Genomic DNA, 23,433 nt, shown 5'->3' with positions numbered 1-23,433 from the left:
GTTTCATGGGGAGTCAAGAGTGAATCCGGTCAAAGTAGGCATCTGTGGGTTAGGTACCGTCGGTGGCGGCACCTTCAACGTACTTCAGCGCAACGCCGAGGAAATTGCTCGTCGTGCCGGGCGTGGAATCGAAGTGGCACAAATTGCCATGCGCACGCCAAAGCCTCAGTTCCAGACGACCGGTATTGCGATTACCAACGATGTCTTCGAAGTGGCCACGAACCCTGAGATCGACATCGTCATAGAGCTGATGGGCGGCTATACCGTTGCCCGCGAGCTGGTACTCAAGGCCATCGAGAATGGCAAGCATGTGGTCACCGCGAACAAGGCGCTTATCGCTGTTCACGGTAATGAGATTTTCGCCAAAGCGCGGGAAAAGGGCGTGATCGTTGCGTTCGAAGCCGCCGTGGCCGGTGGCATTCCGGTGATCAAGGCGATCCGCGAGGGCCTTTCGGCCAACCGCATCAACTGGGTCGCCGGGATCATCAACGGCACTGGCAACTTCATTCTTACCGAGATGCGCGAAAAGGGTCGCACCTTCGAAGACGTGCTCGCCGAGGCCCAGGCCCTGGGTTACGCAGAAGCCGATCCGACTTTTGACGTGGAAGGCATCGACGCGGCGCACAAGCTGACGATCCTGGCGTCCATCGCCTTTGGTATTCCGCTGCAATTCGACAAGGCCTACACCGAAGGCATCACCAAGCTGACCACCGCTGACGTGAACTACGCTGAAGCCTTGGGCTACCGCATCAAGCACCTGGGCGTGGCTCGTAGCACCGCCAGTGGCATCGAGCTGCGGGTACACCCGACGTTGATCCCGGCCGATCGCTTGATCGCCAACGTCAACGGCGTGATGAACGCCGTGATGGTCAATGGCGACGCCGCGGGCTCCACCCTGTTCTACGGTGCTGGTGCCGGCATGGAGCCGACCGCTTCCTCGGTGGTGGCCGACCTGGTGGATGTGGTGCGCGCGATGACTTCCGACCCGGAGAACCGTGTGCCGCACCTGGCTTTCCAACCGGACTCGCTGTCGGATCATCCGATTCTTCCGATCGAAGCATGCGAAAGTGCCTACTACCTGCGTATCCAGGCCAAGGACCACCCAGGTGTACTGGCCCAGGTGGCGAGCATCCTTTCGGAGCGCGGCATCAACATCGAGTCGATCATGCAGAAGGAAGTCGAGGAGCACGACGGCCTGGTGCCGATGATCCTGCTGACTCACCGTGTGGTCGAGCAGCGCATCAACGACGCGATCACCGCGTTGGAGGCTCTCCAGGGCGTTGTCGGGCCGGTGGTCCGTATCCGCGTTGAACATTTGAACTGAAGCAGCTACAAGCTACGAGTTGCAAGCTACAAGTCAAAAGCGGCCCCGCTTCTACTTGCAGCTTGTAGCTCGTAGCTTGAAGCTCAAACCAAAGGTTTGCCCTTATGCGCTATATCAGCACCCGCGGCCAGGCACCGGCCCTGAATTTCGAAGATGTCCTGCTGGCCGGCCTGGCCACGGACGGCGGCCTCTATGTGCCGGAAAACCTGCCGCGTTTCACCCAGGAAGAAATCGCCTCCTGGGCCGGTTTGCCGTATCACGAACTGGCCTTCCGGGTCATGCGCCCGTTTGTCACCGGCAGTATTCCGGACGCCGACTTCAAGAAAATCCTGGAAGAGACCTATAGCGTCTTCTCCCACAACGCCATCGCGCCGCTGCGTCAGCTCAACGGCAACGAATGGGTGATGGAGCTGTTCCACGGCCCGACCCTGGCTTTCAAGGACTTCGCCCTGCAATTGCTCGGTCGTCTGCTGGACTACGTGCTGCAAAAGCGTGGCGAGCGTGTCGTGATCGTTGGCGCCACCTCCGGCGACACCGGTTCGGCCGCCATCGAAGGCTGCAAGCATTGCGAGCACGTCGACATTTTCATCCTGCACCCACACAACCGCGTCTCGGAAGTGCAGCGTCGGCAGATGACAACGATTTTCGGCGATAACATCCATAACATCGCCATCGAAGGCAACTTCGATGACTGCCAGGAAATGGTCAAGGCCAGTTTCGCCGACCAGAGCTTCCTCAAAGGCACGCGACTGGTCGCGGTTAATTCGATCAACTGGGCGCGGATCATGGCCCAGATCGTTTATTACTTCCACGCGGCCTTGCAACTGGGCGGCCCGACCCGTTCGGTGTCGTTCTCGGTGCCTACCGGCAACTTCGGCGATATCTTTGCCGGTTACCTGGCGCGCAACATGGGGCTGCCGATCAACCAGTTGATCGTCGCCACCAACCGCAATGACATCCTGCACCGCTTCATGAGCGGCAACCAGTACGTCAAGGAAACCCTGCACGCCACGCTGTCGCCGTCCATGGACATCATGGTGTCGTCGAACTTCGAGCGTCTGCTGTTCGACCTGCACGGTCGCAATGGCGCGGCGATTGCCGGCCTGATGGACAGCTTCCGACAGGGCGGTGGTTTCAGCGTCGAGCCTGAGCGCTGGACCGAAGCGCGCAAGCTGTTTGACTCGCTTGCGGTGGACGATGCGCAAACCTGCGAGACCATCGCCGAGGTGTTCGAACAGAGCGGTGAATTGCTCGATCCGCATACAGCCATTGGTGTGAGAGCCGCCCGTGAGTGCCGTCGTAGCCTGGATATCCCGATGGTGATTCTGGGTACAGCCCATCCGGTCAAGTTTCCGGAAGCGGTGGAGAAGGCGGGTGTAGGAAAAGCGCTTGAACTACCCGTACATCTTTCTGATTTGTTTGAGCGAGATGAGCGTTGCACCGTATTGCCCAATGACTTGAAAGCCGTTCAGGCCTTTGTCAGTCAGCATGGCAACCGCGGCAAGCCTCTCTGAGCGCTGAAACCTGTCACATTTTGAAGCCCGTCTCCTGACGGGCTTTCTTGTTTCTGCATGCCAAACTGGCCGGGTTTTCGCCCTTGGAGGGACGGGCGAGTAATCTCGAAGGATATGCAGATGTTGTTTTTTATCAGACGCAAACCAGCCCTGAGCTGGATGATGGGCCTGGCCCTGATGCACTGGGCGCAGGGGGCGGGGGCGGCGCAGTTGGCGGCCTATGAAGCGCCCCCGTTCGATCCCGGCGAACGGTTGGTGCTGGATCCGCAGGAATTGAAGTGGATCAAGGAGAACCCGCAGGTCATCGTGGCTTCGATGCAGTTTCCGCTGTACCTGTTCAAGAATGAGCGTGGACAGTGGAACGGCCTGAACAACGATATTCTCCAGCGTATTGCGCAAATGACTGGCCTTGAGTTCGTGCATCGGGAGTCGTTTTCCCCCGATCAATTGCTGGCGATGCTGGAGAATGGCGAGGCCGACATGACGACCACGCTGGCGATGAACGACGAGCGCAGGGATTTCCTGAGTTTCAGCCATGCATTTGGCGGTTCTGGCTGGGTATTTGTCGGACGTGACGGGGATTGCGCTCCCCACTCGCTTGAGCAGCTCAATGGCAAGATCCTGGCGTTGCCGGCACGGCATGCGTTGGAGGCGGAAATCAGGCGCGACTACCCGGCCATCGAACTGCGTACGGTCAAGACTTACGGGGAAGCGAGGGCGCTGGTGGAGAGTCGGGAAGCCCACGCCACCATTGAAAATGAAACCGGGGTGCACCTCTACCCGGCGGGACAGTTGCGCGTAGGAAGAAGCCTGGAAGGTAAGTGGGAACCGGACTATCTGGCCGTGCGCCAGGATCTGCTTCCATTGCTGAGTATTCTGAACAAGGCCCTGGAAGCTTTTCCGGCCGAGGAAATGCGTGCGTTGCGTTCCAAGTGGATGGCAGGTATCGCCCCCAGCCAGGCACCATCGGTCTGGCTGCGGGTGTCCCGTTGGGGTTATTGGTGTGTGATCGTGGTCGTGTTGTTCGGCCTGCTGTCCCTGCTTTGGAACCGCCGCCTGCAGATACAAATCGATCAGCGCCTCAAGGCCGAGGCTGTCCTCAATGATCAGTTGATGCTCCAGAGAGCCTTGATGGATGCGATGCCCGATCCGATTTTCATCCGTGATCTGGAAGGGCGCCTGATCATGTGCAACAAAAGTTACGAAGAGCAGTTCGCGACGCGCTTTGAAAAGCTGCGGGGAACACGGCTGACGGACTCCGCGGTGTTCCCGCCGGCCACTGCCGCGTTGCTGCACGCGGAGGTCATGGAGCAGCTGCGAACCGGGCAGTCCCGGTTCGTCGACCGTCAATTGATGTTCGGTGGTGGATTACGGGACATCTACCATTGGTCGGTGCCTTTTTATGGGGCCGATGGGCAGTTGCGCGGTCTCTTGGGCGGCTGGATTGATGCCGGTCGCCGGTGGAGCCGTGGCGAGCAGTTCCTGGCTTGACGGGGACAGCTCGCTAGGAAAATTCCTTCACGTGATGTCTGTTGTTCCCCTGTCATATTGGGCGCGCATGCTCGGTTGAACCGGTTTGGGGCGCACCGGCTCGGTGCGCTAACGAACTTTCTGCTGCGGCTCACGGTCATCTACTGTGAACAAGCAGTTGTTTTCAGACTATTAAAGGGTGAGCGAATGGAAAGTATCAGCCTATTGCTGGGTGAGGCTTTGAGCCCGTATCAGGTCACGCTGACTCCCTCTGGCGCCAAGGGCGAATGCCTGGTCACGCTGAAGAATGCCTCTGGGGCGATCATGGTCGAAAGGATGTTCAACCAGGCTCAGTTGACCGACAAGCGTCAGCTGACGGATGTGGTCGATGGACTGCATCGCGATGTACTGATTGCCGAGGGTCGCCTTGAGCCCTGTGTGATAGCGGCGCTGCGTAATCTGGCGCGTGACAAGGTCATGGTTATCCCGAATTGAATGGGTTTTTGTGGGAACCTTCCTACGTCCTGATGAGTCAGACCTGTTACCAGCAAGATCAAGCATTGTGCTCCGGTGCTTGTCGCTTGTGGTACGGACCATGAATGGTCACGTTTAACCCCGAGTTGTCTCCCCACTTCTCGGGGTTTCTTTTTGCCTGGCGTTTAAGGTTTTAGCGTGCTCTGCCGCTGGCCGGCGCTGAACCTTTGTGGGAGCGAGCCTGCTCGCGATTGCGGTGTGCCAGTCAACATCAAGTCGACTGAACCGACGCAATCGCGAGCAGGCTCGCTCCCACACTCGTTCTTCAGTGGCCACAGACGTTCGCTCACCGCATCAAATGGCGCCGTCGGTGCGCAGTTGGGCGATCTGCTGCGCATCGTAGCCAAGCTCACCGAGCACTTGGGCATTGTGCTCACCCAGCGCCGGCCCGACCCATTCGGACGTGCCCGGGGTGTCGGAAAGTTTCGGTACAATCCCCGGCATCTTGAACGCCTTACCGTCCGGCAGCTTGGCCTGCAGAAACATTTCCCGGGCCAGGAACTGCGGGTCGCTGAACATATCTTCGGCGCTGAAAATCCGGCTGGCCGGCACTCCCGCCTGGTTCAACTGCTCGATAACGGTATCGAGCGGGAATGAATTGACCCAGCGATCAATGACCCCGTACAGCTCATCGCGGCGGCTGTCGCGACCATCATTGCTGGCCAGTTGCGGGTCATTGGCCAGGTCGTCACGGCCGATGACCTGCATGAAGCGCTTGAAGATCGCGTCGCCGTTGGCACCAATTTGCACGTGCTTGCCGTCGGCACTGGTGTGGATGGACGATGGGGTGATACCCGGCATGATGTTGCCGGTGCGCTCGCGGATGAAACCGAACACGTCGAACTCCGGCACCATGCTTTCCATCATGGCGAAGATCGCTTCATACAGCGCCACGTCTACCACTTGCCCGGTTCCGCCGTTGACCTCGCGATGACGCAGCGCCATCAGTGCGCCAATCACACCCCAGAGGGCGGCAATCGAATCACCGATGGATATGCCGGTGCGCACCGGTGGCCGGTCTTCGAACCCGGTGATGTAACGCAGGCCGCCCATGGACTCGCCCACTGCGCCAAACCCTGGCTGATCTTTCATCGGTCCGGTCTGACCGAAGCCCGAGAGCCGCACCATGACCAGTTTCGGGTTCAGCGCATGCAACACATCCCAGCCCAGGCCGAGTTTTTCCAACACGCCGGGGCGAAAATTCTCGATCAGGATGTCGGCTTCGCCAATCAGCTTTTTCAGAATCGCCAGACCGTCGGGGTGCTTGAGGTTCAGGGTCAGGGATTTCTTGTTACGCGCCTGGACGAACCACCACAGGGACGTACCTTCATACAGCTTGCGCCATTTACGTAACGGGTCACCGCCATCGGGCGATTCGACCTTGATCACCTCAGCCCCGAATTCACCGCAGATCCGTGAGGCGAAAGGCCCGGCGATCAAGGTGCCGAGTTCGATGACTTTGACGCCCGCAAGGGGTTTGGCAGTAAGCGACATGACGGATCCTGTAGAACAAAGGCAGACGAATAGAGCGTTTTATCATAGGCCGGCTTCAGTCGCCGCAGGTTGATGGTCGGCAATTCGTGGAATGCCCGCCTCATCGGTTAGACTTGCCGCCTTTCCTCGTATCAAGAAGCCCGTTCATGGCCCAGCCGTCCACGACCTATAAGTTTGAACTGAACCTCACCGACCTCGACCGCAGTGTGTACGAGAGCGTGAAGCAGACCATCGCCCGTCATCCTTCGGAAACCGAGGAGCGTATGACGGTGCGCCTGCTGGCCTACGCGTTTTGGTACAACGAACTGCTGGCGTTTGGCCGAGGTCTGTCGGATGTCGATGAACCTGCGCTGTGGGAAAAAAGCCTGGACGACCGTGTGTTGCACTGGATTGAAGTCGGTCAGCCCGATGCCGACCGCCTGACCTGGTGCTCGCGCCGTACCGAACGCACCAGCCTGCTGGCCTATGGCAGCCTGCGGGTCTGGGAAGGCAAGGTGATCCCGGCGGTAAAAAACCTCAAGAACGTTAACATCGCCTCCGTGCCCCAGGAAGTGCTGGAGACGCTCGCTAAGGACATGCCCCGCGTGATCAAGTGGGATGTGATGATCAGCGAGGGAACGATTTTCGTGACTGATGACCGTGGCCAGCACGAAGTCCAGTTGCAATGGTTGCTGGGTGAGCGCGGTTGAGCCATTGACCCGGTATTGAGTGAGCCATTGTGGGAGCGGGCTTGCTCGCGAAGACGGCAAATCAGTTTGCATTGATGTTGAATGTGCCGCCGCTTTCGCGAGCAAGCCCGCTCCCACCCAAGCTTTCCTTGCCACAACCTTCACGATTTCCAGAGAAAACTTTGTCACCCCATGCGCATAGAACCTCGCCAGCTACCCGACACCCTGCCATTCCTCGGTGACCTGCCGCCCCTGCTGACGCGCCTGTATGCGGCCCGTGGCGTGCAGTCCGAGGCAGAACTGGACAAGAGCCTGGCGCGCTTGATTCCTTATCAGCAACTCAAGGGCATCGACGCGGCGGTGGATCTGTTGGTGGTGGCGCTGGAGCAGCGCCAGCGCATCCTGATCGTTGGCGACTTTGATGCCGATGGCGCGACGGCCAGCACGGTGGGCATGTTGGGGCTGCGCTTGCTCGGTGCGGCCCATGTCGACTATCTGGTGCCCAATCGCTTCGAGTACGGCTACGGACTGACCCCGGAAATTGTCGAGGTCGCCCTGACCCGTGAGCCGCAGTTGCTGATCACCGTGGACAACGGTATTTCCAGCGTCGAAGGTGTGGCGGCGGCAAAAGCGGCGGGGCTCAAGGTACTGGTTACCGACCACCATTTACCGGGCCTTGAACTGCCGGCGGCCGACGCTATCGTCAACCCGAACCAGCCGGGCTGTGAATTCCCGAGCAAGGCATTGGCCGGTGTCGGCGTGATTTTTTATGTGTTGATGGCGTTGCGGGCGCGTCTGCGCAGCCTGGGCCGTTACGCCAGCAGCCCCCAGCCAAACATCGGCGAACTGCTGGACCTGGTGGCACTGGGCAGCGTGGCGGATGTGGTGCCCCTGGACGCCAACAACCGGATCCTGGTGCACCAGGGCCTGGAACGCATTCGTGCAGGGCGCGCCCGCCCCGGCATCAAGGCCATCCTGGAAGTGGCCAGGCGCGATCATTCCCGTATCACCTCCACGGACCTCGGGTTTATCCTCGGCCCGCGTCTGAACGCCGCCGGGCGTCTGGACGACATGAGCCTGGGCATCGAATGCCTGCTCACTGACGATCCGGCCTTGGCGCGGGAGATGGCGGCGCAACTGGACGGCATGAACCAGGATCGCAAATCCATCGAACAGGGCATGCAGCGTGAAGCGCTGGCCCAGCTCAAGGACTTGCCGGTGGAATCGATGCCGTTCGGGTTATGCCTGTTCGATCCACAGTGGCACCAGGGCGTCATCGGTATCCTCGCCTCGCGGATGAAAGAGCGCTATTTTCGTCCGACCATTGCTTTTGCCGATGCCGGTGACGGCCTGCTCAAGGGCTCGGGGCGCTCGGTGCCGGGGTTTCATATTCGCGATGCCCTAAGTGTAGTGGCGGCGCAACATCCAACCCTGATCAGCAAGTATGGCGGCCACGCCATGGCGGCGGGGCTGACGTTGGCGCAAGAGAATTTTCCATTGTTCGCCGAGGCGTTCGACGCTGAAGTGCGCCGGCAATTGCGTGAAGAAGACCTGACCGGGCGCCTGTTGTCGGACGGCACCCTGGCGGTGGAGGAGTTTCACCTGGAGCTGGCCCGGGCGCTGCGTCACGCCGGGCCCTGGGGCCAGCATTTCCCGGAGCCGATGTTTCACGGCGTGTTCCAGTTGGTCGAACAGCGCGTGGTGGGCGAACGGCACCTCAAGGTCGTCCTCAAGAGCGAATGCGGTTCGGTGAAGCTTGACGGCATTGCCTTTGGCGTCGATCGCGATATTTGGCCAAACCCCACCGTGCGCTGGGTCGAACTGGCCTACAAACTTGACCTCAACGAGTTTCGCGGCCAGGAAACGGTGCAGTTGATGATTGCCCATATCGAACCGCGCTAGGCTCAAACACCCATCTGTTGGGTGACGACTCCTTGTGTGGGAGCAAACTTTGCTCCCACACAAGAATCAGGGGCGGTTTTTAATTCTGAACCCACCCTGATCCCGGGTTGTCGACTAGGCTCTAAGCACTGCTTGATAGCCCTTGTGACGTCTTGTCGGATTTCTTTGCCCGCGGGGGCGGGTGTTGCACCTTTTGTCACTCGACGACTTTTCAAACAGAACCCTGGAGCCTGCCCACTGATTCGAGAGGTGCCCCATGAGTCTGCTGCTGGAACCCTATACCCTTCGCCAATTGACCCTGCCCAATCGCATCGCAGTGTCGCCGATGTGCCAGTATTCGAGCGCCGACGGCCTGGCCAATGACTGGCACCTGGTACACCTCGGTAGCCGCGCCGTGGGCGGCGCCGGCCTGGTGTTCACCGAAGCCACTGCGGTCACTGCCGACGGCCGCATCACCGACCAGGACTTGGGGTTGTGGAACGATGAACAGATCGGCCCCCTGCAACGCATCACCCGCTTTATCACCGCCCAAGGGGCCGTGCCGGGTATACAGCTGGCCCACGCCGGACGCAAGGCCAGCACCTGGCGACCCTGGCTCGGAAAGCATGGCAGCGTAAAACCGGAGGAGGGTGGCTGGGTTCCGGTCGGTCCGTCGCCGATTGCCTTCGATCCGCAGCACACCCAGCCGGTCCAACTGGACGAAGGGCAGATTGCCGGTGTCATCCAGGCGTTCGTGGAGGCGGCCAAACGTAGCCTGACGGCCGGATTCAAAGTCGTGGAAGTTCACGCAGCCCACGGCTATCTGCTGCATCAATTCCTGTCTCCTTTGAGCAATCAGCGGCGCGACCAATACGGCGGTTCGTTCGAGAACCGCATCCGACTGGTGCTGCAAGTGACCGAAGCGGTCAGGGCCGTATGGCCTGAGGAGTTGCCGGTGTTCGTGCGTGTATCGGCCACTGACTGGGTCGAGGATGGCTGGAACCCGGATGAAACCGTGGAGCTGGCGCGGCGATTCAGGGCGCTGGGGGTGGACCTGATCGATGTGTCATCGGGCGGCACCGCCGTGAATGCGGAAATTCCCACCGGTCCTGGGTATCAGACGCGCTTTGCTGAACGGGTGCGCAAGGAGTCGGAAATCGCCACCGGCACTGTCGGCATGATTACCGAACCGGCCCAGGCTGAGCACATCTTGCGGACCTGTCAGGCCGACATCATTTTCCTGGCCCGCGAACTGTTGCGCGACCCGTACTGGGCGTTGCATGCCGATGATGACCTGGGGGGACGCAAAGCCACGTGGCCGGCGCAGTACCAGCGGGCCACGCATCGGGAGCAGCCGATTCATGAGTCGGATTTGCGCGATTAAGGGTTAGCTTGAACCAAAAAGCCCCGGTTTTTTAGGCCGGGGCTTTTGTTTGTCTGAAATTTTTGGTGCTTTTACCGCCGTCTTCGCGAGCAAGCCCGCTCCCACAGGGAACGGTGTCGAACACAAACTCTGTGAGCAACACAAATCCACTGTGGGAGCGAGCCTGCTCGCGATGGCGTCATCCCTGACGCTACCAAACTTAGGGATACTTACGCTTATCCGGCGCCGGCGGGAAGTACTGGTACAGCCAGGTCTCGCTCAAGGTCCGGTCCTTGGTGCGCAGGAACAGGCGCATCTCCACCGGGTCCACGCGGTCGTCAGTCGGGTACCAGTCGAAGGTGATGCGGTAACCCTTGATCGCGTCGAGCACCAGCACGTTGAAGTCCTTCACTTCGCCGTGGGAGCAGGTCACCACCGGTTCGATGCCGGTGCCAGGGGGGAGCTGGTCGAGGCCGCCGCCGTTGAAATCCACGGCAAAGCGCCGGGCCCAGACGGTTGGGTAGTGTTCTCCCGGGGCCCAGCCTTCGATGAAACCGCCCATGCCTGAACGGGTCGCGTTGACTTGAGCCAGCTCGGTGCTCACCGGTGGCAGGGCGCTCCAGTAGAGCTTGTAGCCATAGTTGAGCGATTCACCGGCGGCGACCGGCTTTTTCGGCGTCCAGAATGCGACGATGTTGTCCAGCGTTTCACCGGTGGTAGGAATCTCCAGCAGATCGACCGAGCCTTCGCCCCAGGCCGTTGTCGGTTCGACCCACAGGCTCGGGCGTTTGCTGTACCAGTCCACGGTGTCCTGGTAGCTGGCGAAGTTGTGGTCGGTCTGCACCAGGCCGAAGCCTTTCGGGTTCTTGTCGGCGAAGGCGTTGAACTGCAGGGTGGCGGGGTTGTTCAGCGGACGACAAATCCACTCGCCATTGCCGCGCCACATCGCCAGCCGGTCGGAATCGTGAATTTGCGGGTGGATGGTGTCGCACATGCGCCGTTCAACGGTGCCGCAGCTGAACATGCTGGTCATCGGCGCGATGCCCAGTTGCTCGATGGCGGTACGGGCATTGATGTGGGCATCGATCTCCATCACGACGCGGGTGGGCTGGCAATCGATGTCAAAACGATAGGCACCGGTGGCGCTGGGCGAGTCGAGCAGGGCGTAGACCACGAAACGGGTGCTGTTTTTGTCCGGGATTTCGAACCAGAACTTGGTGAAGTCCGGAAACTCCTCACGCTTCTTGGCGTAAGTGTCGATGGCCAGGCCCCGGGCTGACAATCCGTACTGGCCGGTGTTGTCCACGGCGCGGAAATAACTGGCCCCCAGAAACGAAACGATGTCGTGCCGGTCCAGCTCCGGCGCCTTGAACACCCGAAACCCTGAGAAGCCCAGATCACCGGTCAGTTGCGAAGTGTTGACCGTGGTTTTTTCATAGTTGAACAGCTCCGGACGGAAGTGTACTTCACGGGCCATGCGGGTCTTGGCGTTGACGCTGTACATGCGCACCGGTTGTTTGAAGCCCATGCCGACGTGGAAAAACTGCACGTCCAACTGACCGTCCAGCTCATTCCACAGCGAGTGATTGGCGTCGTAGCGAATGGCGTTGAATTGCAAGGGGGACATCATCGCCAGTGTCGGCGGCAAGACTTGCTTGGTGTCGACGTAACGGCTCTTGGCCAGTTCCCGGGCCTGTTCTTTCAACCCGTTGAAATCGAAAGGACGGGCCTCGCCGTCGGCGGTCCGGTCAGCAGCCCAGGCACGCGCGGCCATGAGCCCTGAGGCCGAAAGCCCGGTGTAGGCCGCGAAAGCCATGGAAGCCTTGAGCAGATTCCTGCGGTGCATAAATACAACCTTTCTGGAAACAATCCCGAGCCTTTCCTGGCAGCAGAGACTGGTAAAGAAGTTCGGACATGCCTTTGGCCAAACGCGACGGACGTTAGAACAGATGCCTGAGAGCCGGATCGGTTCACCGAGGCGCAAAATCATAGGGGATACGTAGGCCGGGAGAGAGAGGAAAGCGTGGTTTAGTTAAATTTCCTTACAGATATTTCCTTTTTTATCGGGTCACTCTGCATTTTTTGACTAATTACTCTAAAACTCCCTTTTCACGGTGTGAATCATCCCTATCCTTTAGCGAGATAGACGTTGAACTCGTGGATTCAGCAGCCGTTATCAGGTCAATTGGACGTACAGAAGGACAAGGCTCAATGACAAAAATACAGGGCATCACCCAATTGCTGGGGATCCTTCCATGCTTGACGAACGCGCGCAGGACACGGCCGCTCAGCATGGACGAACTAAGACTGGTGGAACGCTACCGGGAACTGTCGGAAAACGACCGGATCGCCATGCGTTGCCTGATGGATGCGATGCGCAGTGTTTCGAGGTTTTGAATGAGTGCGGATCAGCGGCGGTTGCGCCCTTAAGCATGAAGTATTACTTTTCTGGCAAAGGTAATACTTCAAAGGAGAACATTGTGTCGACAACGATGACGAGTAAGGGGCAGGTCACCATCCCTAAGCCAATTCGCGATGCACTGCATTTGATTCCGGGTTGTGCAATCGAGTTTAGTGTCAACGCGCAGGGTGAGGTGGTGCTCCATGCCGGTAAACCCCAAGCAGCGAAGAAAACAGTCCATGATCGCTTCGAAGCCGCCCGTGGTAAGGCGGATATCAAATGGCGCACGGATGAGTTGATGGCGCTCTTGCGTGGTGAAGATTCATGATACTGGTCGACACCAACGTTTTGATTGATGTCCTGGAAAACGAACCCGTTTGGGCTGATTGGTCTATCCAGCAACTGCGTGCCCAATCTCAAGCCCATGACCTTGTCATCAACCCGATTATCTATGCCGAACTGTCTCAGACTTTCTCCACCTTTGAAGCGTTGGATGAGGTTGTTACTGAGCTCGGGCTGCTGATGCAGGAAGTACCTCGACCGGCATTGTTCCTCGCAGGGAAGGCTTTTGTGCGTTACCGGAAGGTAGGGGGCGGAAAAAATAACGTGCTGGCCGATTTTTTTATCGGTGCCCATGCGGCTGTGAATGGCCTGCCTTTGCTCACTCGTGATGCCAAACGCTACCGAAGTTATTTTCCCTCAGTGGCGTTGGTAGTGCCGTCATGACACTTGAACCGCCACGACCAGACTCTGCCGTCCGGCCGTGGTCATCAATCTTTGGCTCAATGCTTGAACATCACATGCCGCACCACCGTGTAGTCCTCCAGCCCATACATGGACATGTCCTTGCCATAGCCGGAACGTTTCTGACCGCCATGGGGCATTTCGCTGACAAGCATGAAGTGGGTGTTCACCCAGGTGCAGCCATATTGCAGGCGTGCCGCCAGGCGATGGGCGCGGCCGATGTCGGCGGTCCAGACTGAAGACGCCAGGCCGTAGTCCGAGTCGTTGGCCCAGGCCAGTACCTGCGCTTCGTCGATGAACGGTGTGACGGACACCACCGGCCCAAAAACCTCGCGACGCACGATTTCGTCGTCTTGCTGGACGTCGGCCAACACCGTCGGCTCAAAGAAGAACCCATTGCCTTCCACGGCCTTGCCACCGGTAATCAGGCGTATATGCGACTGAGCGATGGCCCGTTCAACGAAGCCGGCCACGCGGTCGCGGTGCTGGGCGGTGATCAGCGGGCCCATCTCGGTGTCCTGCGCAGTCTGCAGGCCGTACTTGATGCTGGCCACCGCGGCACCGAGTTTCTCGACGAACCTGTCGTAGATGCCTTGTTGGGCATAGATACGGCAGGCAGCGGTGCAGTCCTGACCAGCATTGTAGAAGCCGAAGGTGCGGATGCCTTCCACGGCCGCGTCAATGTCGGCATCGTCGAAAATGATCACCGGGGCCTTGCCGCCCAGTTCCATGTGGGTGCGTTTGACGCTGTCGGCGGTGCTGGAAATGATGTTCGCGCCCGTGGCGATGGAGCCGGTCAGCGAAACCATGCGCACCTTTGCGTGGGTGACCAGCGGTTGCCCGACCGTCTGCCCACGACCGAACACCACGTTGAGTACGCCTGCTGGGAAAATTTCCGACGCCAGTTCCGCCAGGCGCAACGCCGTCAATGGGGTCTGTTCCGACGGCTTGAGCACCACGGTATTACCGGCGGCCAGGGCCGGGGCGATTTTCCAGGCGACCATCATCAGCGGGTAATTCCAGGGCGCGATGGAGGCGATCACGCCCACCGGGTCGCGGCGGATCATCGATGTATGTCCCGGCAGGTATTCGCCGCCCGCCGAGCCGCTCATGCAGCGGCTGGCGCCGGCAAAAAAACGGAACACGTCGGCAATTGCCGGGATCTCGTCGTTCAGCACGGCGTTCAAGGGCTTGCCACAGTTGTCCGACTCAAGCCTGGCCAGTTCTTCGCCGTGGGCTTCGATGACATCGGCCAGCTTGAGCAGGAGCAGGGATCGGTCCTTGGGCGATACCTGGGACCAGCTTTGGAAGGCACTGTCGGCCGCGCGCACGGCGGCATCGACCTGGGCTTCGCTGGCTTCGTTGATTTCCACCAGCACCCGGCCCAGTGCGGGGTTGAACACGGCCTGGCCGGGTCCTTCGCCGTTCACCAGATGGCCGTTGATCAGCAGTTTGGTTTGCATGTCCAAGCCCTCGTAAAACTGTTTTTGCTGCGGTTTATCAGTTGGTTCGAGTCTATATCGTTTTATCGGATTCGCCGCAGCCACAGGAAAATCGACAAGCAACATCTCGAAGCACTCTCCCCGACAGGCGCGGGCACTTTCGAACTAGGCTGATTGCCTTAATGATCCGGTTACCCGAATGCGTGGAGGCAGCAAATGAACACCCGTGGATTGCTTGATCAGCTTCTCAAGTCCGGTCAGGAAATGTTGCAGAACAAGGCTGGCGGCTCCCAAGGCAAGTCATCCGGCGGCCTGGGTGGTTTGCTCGGCGGTGGCGCCGGCAATCTGGGCGGGATGCTCTCCGGCGCGGGTGGCGGGGCGCTGGCCGCCGGAGCCATGGGCCTGTTGCTGGGCAACAAGAAGGCTCGCAAGTTTGGCGGCAAGGCCCTGACCTACGGGGGGCTGGCGGCATTGGGCGTGATCGCCTACAAGGCCTATGGCAATTGGCAAGCCCAGCAGGGCAGTGCGCCGAAAACCGAACCGCAGACGCTGGATCGTCTCCCTCCGGCCCAGGTCGAACAGCACAGCCAGGCGATCCTTACGGCCCTGGTGGCGGCGGCCAAGGCCGATGGCCATGTCGACGAGCGGGAAAAGCAGTTGATCGAAGGCGAATTCACCAAGCTCGACAACGATCAGGAACTGCAACACTGGCTGCACGCCGAACTCAACAAACCCCTGGACCCCACCGACGTCGCCCGGGCCGCCAGCACGCCGGAAATGGCCGCCGAAATGTACATCGCCAGTGTGATGCTGGTGGATGAGGAAAACTTCATGGAGAAATCCTACCTCGATGAGCTGGCGCGCCAGCTCAAGCTGGACCCCGGCTTGAAGACTGAGCTGGAGACGCAGGTTCGGCAGGCTGCTCTTTGAGTCAGGCCTGACCCCAGGGTAAATATCACCCCCTGTGGGAGCGAGCCCTGCTCGCGATAGCGGTATGTCAGTCGACACCATTATTGACTGATGCACCGCAATCGCGAGCAGGCTCGCTCCCACAGAACTTTTGTATCGACTGTCACATTGATGCCTGGCTTGAGCTGTTTGAACAACTGAGCGAATAGCCAAACTCCTCCCCCGCCGCCATACAGCCCCAGCACCGCCCTCGGCTATACTCCCCAGCATTTCAAAATGCTCGAGGTTGTACTGTGAAGAACTGGACGTTGCGCCAACGCATCCTGGCGAGTTTTGCGGTGATCATCGCCATTATGCTGCTGATGGTGGTCGTCACGTATTCGCGGTTGTTGAAGATCGAGGCCAGTGAAGAAAAGGTGCGTACCTACGCGGTGCCAGGGGTGTATTACAGTTCCATGATTCGCGGTGGCTGGGTCGACAGCTACGTCAAGACCCAGCAGATCGTCGGCCTCTCGGAGCAGCGGGAAATCACTGCCGAGGACCGGGCCCTCTACCAAGGCTACGAGCAGCATCTGCGCGAGGAAATCCAGCACTATCAAAAGCTGATCCAGGACCCTGCCGACCAAGCCTCTTTCGACGAGTTCGAGGTCAATCATCAGGACTTCAACAAAGCCCTGGCGAAGGTTCTGGACCTGTATGAACGCAAGGATTATGAAGGTGCGCAGCTGGCGCTGGAGAAAGAGCTGACACCGGCATGGCTTGGTGGGCGCGGGCATTTGAACCAGATCATCGAGCGCAATCGGGAACTGGCGGAAAAAGCTGCCCTGACCATTCGCGATGCAGTGACCACCGCCGAGGTCACCATGGGCCTGTCGTTTCTGGTCGCGGTGTTCATTGCCATGCTCTGCGGCCTGTTGTTGATGCGCGCGATCATGGCGCCGATGAACCGCATCGTGGAAATCCTCGGCATCATGCGCAGCGGCGACCTGAGTGGACGCCTGAACCTTGCCCGTAAAGACGAGTTCGGCGCCGTGGAAACCGGCTTCAACGACATGATGGCCGAACTGACCTCCCTGGTATCCCAGGCCCAACGCTCTTCCGTGCAGGTCACCACCTCGGTGACCGAGATCGCTGCCACCTCCCGCGAGCAACAAGCCACGGCCACCGAAACCGCCGCCACCACTACGGAGATTGGCGCGACCTCTCGGGAAATTGCCGCCACCTCCCGGGATCTGGTGCGCACCATGACCGAAGTTTCCAGCGCCGCCGACCAGGCCTCGGTAGCGGCCGGTTCCGGCCAGCAAGGCCTGGCGCGCATGGAAGAAACCATGCATTCGGTGATGGGCGCGGCGGATCTGGTTAACGCCAAGTTGGCGATCCTCAACGAGAAGGCCGGCAACATCAACCAGGTGGTAGTAACCATCGTCAAGGTGGCCGACCAGACCAACCTGTTGTCCCTCAATGCCGCCATCGAGGCCGAGAAGGCGGGTGAGTACGGTCGCGGTTTTGCCGTGGTCGCCACTGAGGTGCGACGCCTGGCGGATCAGACTGCCGTGGCGACCTACGACATCGAGCAGATGGTGCGCGAGATCCAATCCGCGGTATCCGCCGGTGTGATGGGCATGGACAAGTTCTCCGAAGAAGTGCGCCGTGGCATGGCGGAGGTGCAGCAGATCGGCGAGCAACTGTCGCAGATCATTCATCAGGTACAGGCGCTGGCGCCGCGGGTGTTGATGGTCAACGAAGGCATGCAGGCCCAGGCCACCGGCGCCGAGCAAATCAACCACGCGCTGGTGCAACTGGGCGATGCCAGCAGTCAGACGGTGGAATCCCTGCGCCAGGCCAGTTCCGCCATCGATGAACTGAGCCAGGTGGCCGTGGGGCTGCGCAGCGGCGTCTCGCGTTTCAAAGTCTGATGAGCGAGTTCGAGGCCCGACGTGGCGTCGTACCGGCGGCCCGTCAGTCGTTGTTCCTGGTGTTTTGCATCGGCAACGAACGCTACGCCCTGCAAGCCATCGATGTGGTGGAAGTGCTGCCGCGCCTGCCCCTCAAGCCGATTGCCCAGGCACCGTCCTGGGTAGCGGGCGTGTTTGCCTGGCGCGGCGCGGTGGTGCCGGTGATCGATCTGTGCACGCTGACCTTTGGTCAGAGCGCCCAGGCGCGTACCAGTACGCGTCTGGTGCTGGTGCATTACCGACCCGACGCGCAGCAGGCGGGGCAGGTTCTGGGGCTGATTCTGGAACAGGCCACCGACACCTTGCGTTGCGATCCGGCGGATTTCCGGCCGTACGGCGTGGACAACCGGCAGGCGCCGTACCTGGGCCCGGTGCGCGAAGACGCGCAAGGCCTGTTGCAATGGGTGCGGGTCAATGACCTGCTCGACGAGTCGGTCCGCGCCGTGCTGTTCCCCACGCCGCCTTTGAGCTTCGATGACCTCGAGGGCCGGCCATGAACAGCGACCAGCGGTTTTTCGATTTCCTCAAGGAGCGCATCGGCCTGGATGTCACCTCCGTCGGCACCGCCATCATCGAGCGTGCCGTGCGCCAGCGCATCATTGCTGTGCCTGGGCGAGCCGCAGATGAGTACTGGCAGTGCCTGCAACATTCGGCCCAGGAGCAACAGGCGCTGATTGAAGCGGTGATTGTTCCGGAGACCTGGTTCTTCCGGTATCCCGAGTCCTTCGCCACCCTCGCCAGACTGGCCATCACGCGTCTGGCCGAGATCAAGCACCTGCGCGCGCTGCGCATCCTCAGTTTGCCGTGTTCCACTGGCGAAGAGCCTTACTCCATCGCCATGGCCTTGCTCGACGCGGGCCTGGGACCGCATCAGTTCAAGGTGGACGCACTGGACGTCAGTCCGCTGTCGATAGAACGCGCCAGGCACGCGCTTTATGGCAGGAACTCTTTCCGTGGCGCCGACCTTGGCTTTCGCGAGCGACATTTCAACGTCGAGGCGCAGGGGTATCGCCTCAGCGAACGGGTGAGTGAACAGGTGCGTCTGCAAGTGGGCAACCTGCTGGATCCGGCCTTGCTGGTGAACGAGGCGCCTTACGATTTTGTGTTCTGCCGCAACCTGCTGATCTATTTCGACCAGCCCACCCAGCAGCAGGTATTCGAGGTGCTCAAGCGCCTGACCCACCAGGACGGCGTACTGTTTATCGGTCCGGCTGAGGGCAGTTTGCTGGGGCGGTTGGGCATGCGTTCGATCGGGATTGCCCAGTCGTTCGCTTTCAGTCGCCAAGGTGCCCCGCAGCCACAACCGATGCCTGCCATGATGTCGACTCCGCTGCCGGCCCCGCTGCCGGCCCCGTTGCCGCTCAGCCAGGTCGCGCCCCGAGTCATTCCACCGGTGGTCCGGCCCCGACCGTTCGCAGCCAGCGTGACCCCGATCACTGAGCCGAAAACCAGCGATGCCGCTACCTTGCTGGCCAATATCGCGGCGTTGGCCAACGCAGGCAAAAGCGCCGACGCCCGTGCGGCCTGCCAGCAGTACTTGCGCAGCCATGCACCGGCGGCTCAGGTGTTCTATTGGCTGGGGCTGCTGAGCGACATGGCTGGCAGTGCGCTTGAGGCCCAGGGTTTCTATCGCAAGGCGCTTTATCTTGAACCGCAACACGCCGAGGCCCTGGTGCATCTGGCGGCGCTGCTGGCTTCTCAGGGAGACGCGGCCGGAGCCCGTCGATTGCAGGATCGTGCCGCTCGCAGCGGGCGCACGGCTGACAGTGAGCGTAAACAATGAGCGGTTCGGCTGATTACAACCTGACCCATGACGATGCACACGCCATCGACGATTGCTGGAATCGCATCGGGGTGCATGGCGACAAATCCTGTCCGTTGCTGGCCGAGCATATTCACTGCCGCAACTGCTCGGTGTATTCGGCCGCCGCCACCCGGTTGCTCGACCGCTACACCTTGCAGCGCGATGACCAGGACCTGGCTCACGCGCCGCTGGACACCGATATCGTCACACGATCGCTGTTGATGTTCCGCCTGGGCGAAGAGTGGCTGGGTCTGACCACCCGCAGTCTGGTGGAAGTGGCGCCGTTGCAGCCGATTCATTCGCTGCCCCACCAGCGTTCGCGGGCGTTGCTGGGCGTGGCGAATGTGCGCGGGGCACTGGTGGCGTGCCTGTCGCTGGTGGAACTGCTGGACCTGGATCCCGGTGGGGCGGTGGTTGCCGGTGCACGGGTCATGCCGCGTATGTTGATCGTCGCGGCCCAGGGCGGCCCGGTGGTGGTGCCGGTGGACGAGGTGGACGGCATTCACGCCATCGATGAGCGCGTACTGGACGCTGCCTCGCAATCGGCGGCCAAGTACACCCGTGGCGTATTGAAGTTCAAGGGCCGCAGCCTGCGCTGGCTGGACGAAGAACAGTTGTTGTCCGCCATGACCCGGAGCCTGTCATGACCCCTGATCAAATGCGTGACGCCTCGTTGCTGGAGTTGTTCAGCCTGGAAGCCGAAGCCCAGACTCAGGTGCTCAGCGCCGGTCTGCTGGCCCTGGAGCGCGATCCGAGCCAGGCCGATTATCTTGAATCGTGTATGCGCGCGGCCCATTCACTCAAGGGCGCGGCGCGGATCGTTGGGGTGAGCGCCGGGGTCAGCGTGGCGCATGTCATGGAGGATTGCCTGGTCAGCGCCCAGGAGCGACGCCTGGTCCTGCGCGCCGAGCACATCGACGCCTTGCTGCAAGGCACCGACCTGTTGACGCGAATTGCCACGCCGGGCAACAGCGTCGGAGCCCAGGACGTCGATGGGTATGTGGCGTTGATGGGGCAACTGCTCGATCCTGCCGCTGCGCAGACGTCTATCGTGGCGCAGCGAGTCGAGATGCAAGCCGAGCCTGTTCGCGTTGAGCAGGCCGAGGCAAACCCGCTCGCGCCAACGGAACCGGTTCCCAAGGGCAAGCGGGTGATCGAAGGAGGCGAGCGGGTCTTGCGGGTCACCGCCGAGCGCCTCAATAGCCTGCTGGATCTGTCCAGTAAATCCCTGGTGGAAACCCAGCGCCTCAAGCCCTGGCTGGCGACGATGCAACGGCTCAAACGCCAGCAGGGCAACAGCTTGCGGGCCTTGGAGGAGCTGAGTGTGCATCTCAAGGAGCATGCCTTGAGCCTGCAGGCCGAGGAAGCGCTCAACGACGCCCGCCGCCTGTTGGCCGAAACCCAACAGTTGCTGGCGCAAAAAACCGCCGAACTGGACGAGTTCGCCTGGCAGGCCAGTCAGCGAGCCCAAGTGTTGTACGACACGGCGCTGGCCTGTCGCATGCGACCGTTTGCCGATGTGCTGTCCGGCCAGACGCGGATGGTCCGTGACCTGGGTCGCAGCCTGGGCAAACAGGTGCGCCTGGAGATTGAAGGCGAGAAAACCCAGGTCGATCGCGACGTGCTGGAAAAACTCGAAGCGCCGCTGACCCATTTGCTGCGCAACGCCGTGGACCACGGCATCGAATCCCCGGAGCAACGCGTGCTGGCCGGCAAGCCCGCCGAAGGCCTGATCCGTTTGCGCGCGTCCCATCAGGCCGGCTTGCTGGTGCTGGAACTGGCGGACGACGGTGCCGGTGTGGACCTGGAGCGGGTGCGGCGCAGCGTCGTCGAACGCGGGCTTTCCCCTGAGCAAACCGCCGCCAATTTGAGCGAAGAGGAACTGCTGACGTTCCTGTTCCTGCCCGGCTTCAGCCTGCGGGACACTGTCACTGAAGTGTCCGGGCGCGGCGTCGGCCTGGACGCCGTCCAGCATATGGTCCGGCAACTGCGCGGCGCGGTGGTGCTGGAGCAGACGGCGGGCGAGGGCAGCCGTTTCCATCTCGAGGTGCCGCTGACGCTCTCGGTGGTGCGCAGCCTGGTGGTGGAAGTCGGCGATGAAGCCTACGCCTTCCCCCTGGCCCACATCGAGCGCATGTGCGATCTCGCCCCTGAGGACATCGTGCAGGTCGAAGGGCGCCAGCACTTCTGGCACGAAGGACGGCATGTCGGGCTGGTCGCCGCCAGTCAGTTGCTCAATCGCCCGGCATCGCAGAACAGCGACCAGACGCTCAAGGTCGTGGTGATCCGTGAGCGCGAGGCGATCTACGGCGTGGCGGTTGAACGCTTCATCGGCGAGCGCACGCTGGTGGTCCTGCCCCTGGACGAACGCCTGGGCAAGGTCCAGGACATCTCCGCCGGGGCCTTGCTGGACGATGGTTCGGTGGTGCTGATCGTCGATGTCGAAGACCTGCTGCGCTCGGTGGACAAGTTGCTCGACACCGGGCGCCTGGAGCGCATCGCCCGCCAGAACCAGACGCAGGCCCCACGCAAGCGGATCCTGGTGGTGGACGATTCCCTGACCGTACGCGAGCTGCAACGCAAGCTGTTGCTCAATCGCGGTTACGACGTGGCGGTGGCGGTGGATGGTATGGACGGCTGGAACGCATTGCGAGCCGAGCATTTCGACTTGCTGATCACCGACATCGACATGCCGCGCATGGACGGCATCGAGTTGGTGTCGCTGTTGCGGCGCGATAACCGACTGCAGTCGCTGCCGGTGATGGTGGTGTCCTACAAGGACCGCGAAGAAGATCGGCGCCGTGGCCTGGATGCCGGAGCTGACTATTATCTGGCCAAGGCCAGTTTCCATGACGACGCCCTGCTCGATGCTGTCGTCGAATTGATCGGAGGAGCACGCGCTTGAAAATCGCCATCGTCAATGACATGCCCCTGGCGATCGAAGCCCTGCGCCGTGCCCTGGCTTTCGAGCCGGCGCACCAGTTGGTCTGGGTGGCCACCAACGGTGCCGAGGCGGTTCAGCGTTGCGCCGAATACACCCCGGACCTGATTTTGATGGACCTGCTGATGCCCGTCATGGATGGCGTGGAGGCCACCCGGCGGATCATGGCCGAAACCCCGTGCGCCATTGTGATTGTCACCGGTGACAGCCAGCAGAACGTTCACCGGGTGTTCGAAGCCATGGGGCATGGCGCGCTCGATGTGGTTGATACCCCCTCCTTGGGGGTCGGCAACCCCGCGGACGCGGCGGCCCCGCTGCTGCGCAAGATCACCAACATCGGCTGGCTGATCGGTGAGCGCATTCACCGTGAACGCGCTGCACCGGCTGCGCAGCGTATTTCGGTGTCACGCAATAGCCTGGTTGCCATCGGATCGTCGGCGGGTGGGCCGGCGGCACTGGAGATCCTGCTCAAGGGCCTGCCGCGCCATTTCGCCCCGGCCATTGTGCTGGTCCAGCATGTGGACGAAGTGTTTGCCGCGGGCATGGCTCAATGGCTCAGTAGTGCGTCGGGTCACAAGGTCCGCCTGGCCCGGCACGGCGAACCGCCGCAAAGCGGTACGGTGCTGCTGGCCGGCACCAACCACCATCTTCGCCTGTTGAAAAACGGCACCCTGGCCTACACCGCGGAGCCGGTCAACGAGATCTATCGCCCCTCTATCGATGTGTTTTTTGAGAGCGTCGCCCACTTCTGGAGCGGTGACGCGGTGGGCGTTTTGCTCACTGGCATGGGCCGCGACGGTGCCCAAGGGCTTAAACTCATGCGCCAGCAGGGCTATCTGACCATCGCCCAGGACCAGCAGAGCAGTGCGGTGTACGGCATGCCCAAAGCGGCCGCGGCCATCGACGCGGCGGCGCAAATTCTAGCGCTGGACCACATAGCGCCACGGTTGGTGGAGATTTTTACCCAATGAAGAACCCCGGCAGCGTTG

At 60.9% G+C, this 23,433-nt stretch carries 20 protein-coding genes; 17 read left to right on the top strand and 3 right to left on the bottom strand.

The genetic code is table 11. The features are described from left to right. Nucleotides 1–19 precede the first annotated feature (19 nt). The 4 genes from PSH57_RS23430 to PSH57_RS23415 all read left to right on the top strand — a co-directional run bounded on the left by PSH57_RS23430 (nucleotide 20) and on the right by PSH57_RS23415 (nucleotide 4,803). The gene (locus PSH57_RS23430; RefSeq protein WP_047227506.1) at nucleotides 20–1,324 is read left to right on the top strand and encodes a homoserine dehydrogenase; all 1,305 of its coding nucleotides are present in this window, start codon (nucleotides 20–22) and stop codon (nucleotides 1,322–1,324) included. Nucleotides 1,325–1,428: 104 nt separating this feature from the next. Further along, nucleotides 1,429–2,838: a threonine synthase gene (thrC, locus tag PSH57_RS23425; protein ID WP_305385790.1), complete on the top strand. Its 1,410-nt coding sequence runs from the start codon at nucleotides 1,429–1,431 to the stop codon at nucleotides 2,836–2,838. A gap of 120 nt (nucleotides 2,839–2,958) precedes the next feature. Further along, on the top strand, nucleotides 2,959–4,329 hold the full coding sequence (locus tag PSH57_RS23420) for a transporter substrate-binding domain-containing protein (RefSeq protein WP_305385789.1): 1,371 nt from the start codon (nucleotides 2,959–2,961) through the stop codon (nucleotides 4,327–4,329). Nucleotides 4,330–4,515: 186 nt separating this feature from the next. Then, complete coding sequence (locus PSH57_RS23415) at nucleotides 4,516–4,803, top strand: DUF3509 domain-containing protein (protein WP_256232331.1); 288 nt, start codon at nucleotides 4,516–4,518, stop codon at nucleotides 4,801–4,803. Between the two features lie 333 nt (nucleotides 4,804–5,136). Here PSH57_RS23415 and PSH57_RS23410 read toward each other — a convergent pair whose 3' ends face one another. Next, nucleotides 5,137–6,336: a CaiB/BaiF CoA transferase family protein gene (locus tag PSH57_RS23410; RefSeq protein WP_305385788.1), complete on the bottom strand. Its 1,200-nt coding sequence runs from the start codon at nucleotides 6,334–6,336 to the stop codon at nucleotides 5,137–5,139. Nucleotides 6,337–6,482: 146 nt separating this feature from the next. Here PSH57_RS23410 and PSH57_RS23405 point away from each other — a divergent pair, with 146 nt between their 5' ends. The 3 genes from PSH57_RS23405 (at nucleotide 6,483) to PSH57_RS23395 (ending at nucleotide 10,269) form a co-directional block, all read left to right on the top strand. Continuing rightward, nucleotides 6,483–7,025 carry a YaeQ family protein gene (locus PSH57_RS23405; RefSeq protein ID WP_305385787.1) on the top strand — a complete coding sequence of 181 codons (543 nt, stop codon included), beginning with the start codon at nucleotides 6,483–6,485 and terminating at the stop codon, nucleotides 7,023–7,025. A 171-nt stretch (nucleotides 7,026–7,196) separates the two neighbouring features. Continuing rightward, on the top strand, nucleotides 7,197–8,906 hold the full coding sequence (gene recJ / locus PSH57_RS23400) for a single-stranded-DNA-specific exonuclease RecJ (protein WP_305385786.1): 1,710 nt from the start codon (nucleotides 7,197–7,199) through the stop codon (nucleotides 8,904–8,906). Nucleotides 8,907–9,162: 256 nt separating this feature from the next. Further along, complete coding sequence (locus PSH57_RS23395) at nucleotides 9,163–10,269, top strand: NADH:flavin oxidoreductase/NADH oxidase (RefSeq protein WP_305385785.1); 1,107 nt, start codon at nucleotides 9,163–9,165, stop codon at nucleotides 10,267–10,269. Between the two features lie 199 nt (nucleotides 10,270–10,468). Here the strand turns inward: PSH57_RS23395 and PSH57_RS23390 are convergent, their stop codons facing one another. Further along, nucleotides 10,469–12,094, bottom strand: coding sequence for a glucan biosynthesis protein D (locus PSH57_RS23390; protein WP_305385784.1), 1,626 nt, complete (start codon nucleotides 12,092–12,094; stop codon nucleotides 10,469–10,471). A gap of 365 nt (nucleotides 12,095–12,459) precedes the next feature. On the opposite strand from PSH57_RS23390, the gene PSH57_RS23385 reads away from it, so the two are divergent. The 3 genes from PSH57_RS23385 to PSH57_RS23375 are packed head-to-tail and all read left to right on the top strand — an operon-like array spanning nucleotide 12,460 to nucleotide 13,375. Beyond that, entirely contained in the window at nucleotides 12,460–12,645 is a 186-nt protein-coding gene (locus PSH57_RS23385; RefSeq protein WP_092401333.1) for a hypothetical protein, read from the top strand. Between the two features lie 35 nt (nucleotides 12,646–12,680). After that, a complete protein-coding gene (locus tag PSH57_RS23380; RefSeq protein ID WP_305385783.1) occupies nucleotides 12,681–12,977 on the top strand; it encodes an AbrB/MazE/SpoVT family DNA-binding domain-containing protein in 297 nt (98 codons plus the stop codon). Next, complete coding sequence (locus PSH57_RS23375) at nucleotides 12,974–13,375, top strand: type II toxin-antitoxin system VapC family toxin (RefSeq protein WP_305385782.1); 402 nt, start codon at nucleotides 12,974–12,976, stop codon at nucleotides 13,373–13,375. The genes PSH57_RS23380 and PSH57_RS23375 overlap by 4 nt, the downstream gene beginning before the upstream one ends. 56 nt (nucleotides 13,376–13,431) lie before the next feature. On the opposite strand, the gene PSH57_RS23370 is transcribed toward PSH57_RS23375, so the two are convergent. Beyond that, nucleotides 13,432–14,856, bottom strand: a complete 1,425-nt coding sequence (locus PSH57_RS23370) for a gamma-aminobutyraldehyde dehydrogenase (protein ID WP_305385781.1) — start codon at nucleotides 14,854–14,856, stop codon at nucleotides 13,432–13,434. A 195-nt stretch (nucleotides 14,857–15,051) separates the two neighbouring features. On the opposite strand from PSH57_RS23370, the gene PSH57_RS23365 reads away from it, so the two are divergent. The 7 genes from PSH57_RS23365 to cheB all read left to right on the top strand — a co-directional run bounded on the left by PSH57_RS23365 (nucleotide 15,052) and on the right by cheB (nucleotide 23,415). Next, on the top strand, nucleotides 15,052–15,765 hold the full coding sequence (locus PSH57_RS23365; RefSeq protein WP_305385780.1) for a tellurite resistance TerB family protein: 714 nt from the start codon (nucleotides 15,052–15,054) through the stop codon (nucleotides 15,763–15,765). A gap of 272 nt (nucleotides 15,766–16,037) precedes the next feature. Beyond that, nucleotides 16,038–17,660 carry a methyl-accepting chemotaxis protein gene (locus PSH57_RS23360; RefSeq protein WP_305385779.1) on the top strand — a complete coding sequence of 541 codons (1,623 nt, stop codon included), beginning with the start codon at nucleotides 16,038–16,040 and terminating at the stop codon, nucleotides 17,658–17,660. Beyond that, the gene (locus tag PSH57_RS23355; RefSeq protein ID WP_305385778.1) at nucleotides 17,660–18,196 is read left to right on the top strand and encodes a chemotaxis protein CheW; all 537 of its coding nucleotides are present in this window, start codon (nucleotides 17,660–17,662) and stop codon (nucleotides 18,194–18,196) included. Before PSH57_RS23360 ends, PSH57_RS23355 begins: the two co-directional genes overlap by 1 nt. Next, nucleotides 18,193–19,482 (top strand): CheR family methyltransferase, encoded by a 1,290-nt coding sequence (locus tag PSH57_RS23350; protein WP_305385777.1) that lies wholly within the window; start codon nucleotides 18,193–18,195, stop codon nucleotides 19,480–19,482. The genes PSH57_RS23355 and PSH57_RS23350 overlap by 4 nt, the downstream gene beginning before the upstream one ends. Beyond that, the gene (locus PSH57_RS23345) at nucleotides 19,479–20,150 is read left to right on the top strand and encodes a chemotaxis protein CheW (protein WP_305385776.1); all 672 of its coding nucleotides are present in this window, start codon (nucleotides 19,479–19,481) and stop codon (nucleotides 20,148–20,150) included. Before PSH57_RS23350 ends, PSH57_RS23345 begins: the two co-directional genes overlap by 4 nt. Beyond that, nucleotides 20,147–22,408: a hybrid sensor histidine kinase/response regulator gene (locus PSH57_RS23340; RefSeq protein WP_305385775.1), complete on the top strand. Its 2,262-nt coding sequence runs from the start codon at nucleotides 20,147–20,149 to the stop codon at nucleotides 22,406–22,408. Before PSH57_RS23345 ends, PSH57_RS23340 begins: the two co-directional genes overlap by 4 nt. Beyond that, entirely contained in the window at nucleotides 22,405–23,415 is a 1,011-nt protein-coding gene (cheB, locus tag PSH57_RS23335; RefSeq protein WP_305385774.1) for a chemotaxis response regulator protein-glutamate methylesterase, read from the top strand. The genes PSH57_RS23340 and cheB overlap by 4 nt, the downstream gene beginning before the upstream one ends. Nucleotides 23,416–23,433 lie beyond the last annotated feature (18 nt).

The organism is Pseudomonas hefeiensis, assembly GCF_030687835.1.
Classification (GTDB): domain Bacteria; phylum Pseudomonadota; class Gammaproteobacteria; order Pseudomonadales; family Pseudomonadaceae; genus Aquipseudomonas; species Aquipseudomonas hefeiensis.
This window is presented reverse-complemented; position numbering and strand designations above follow the sequence as displayed.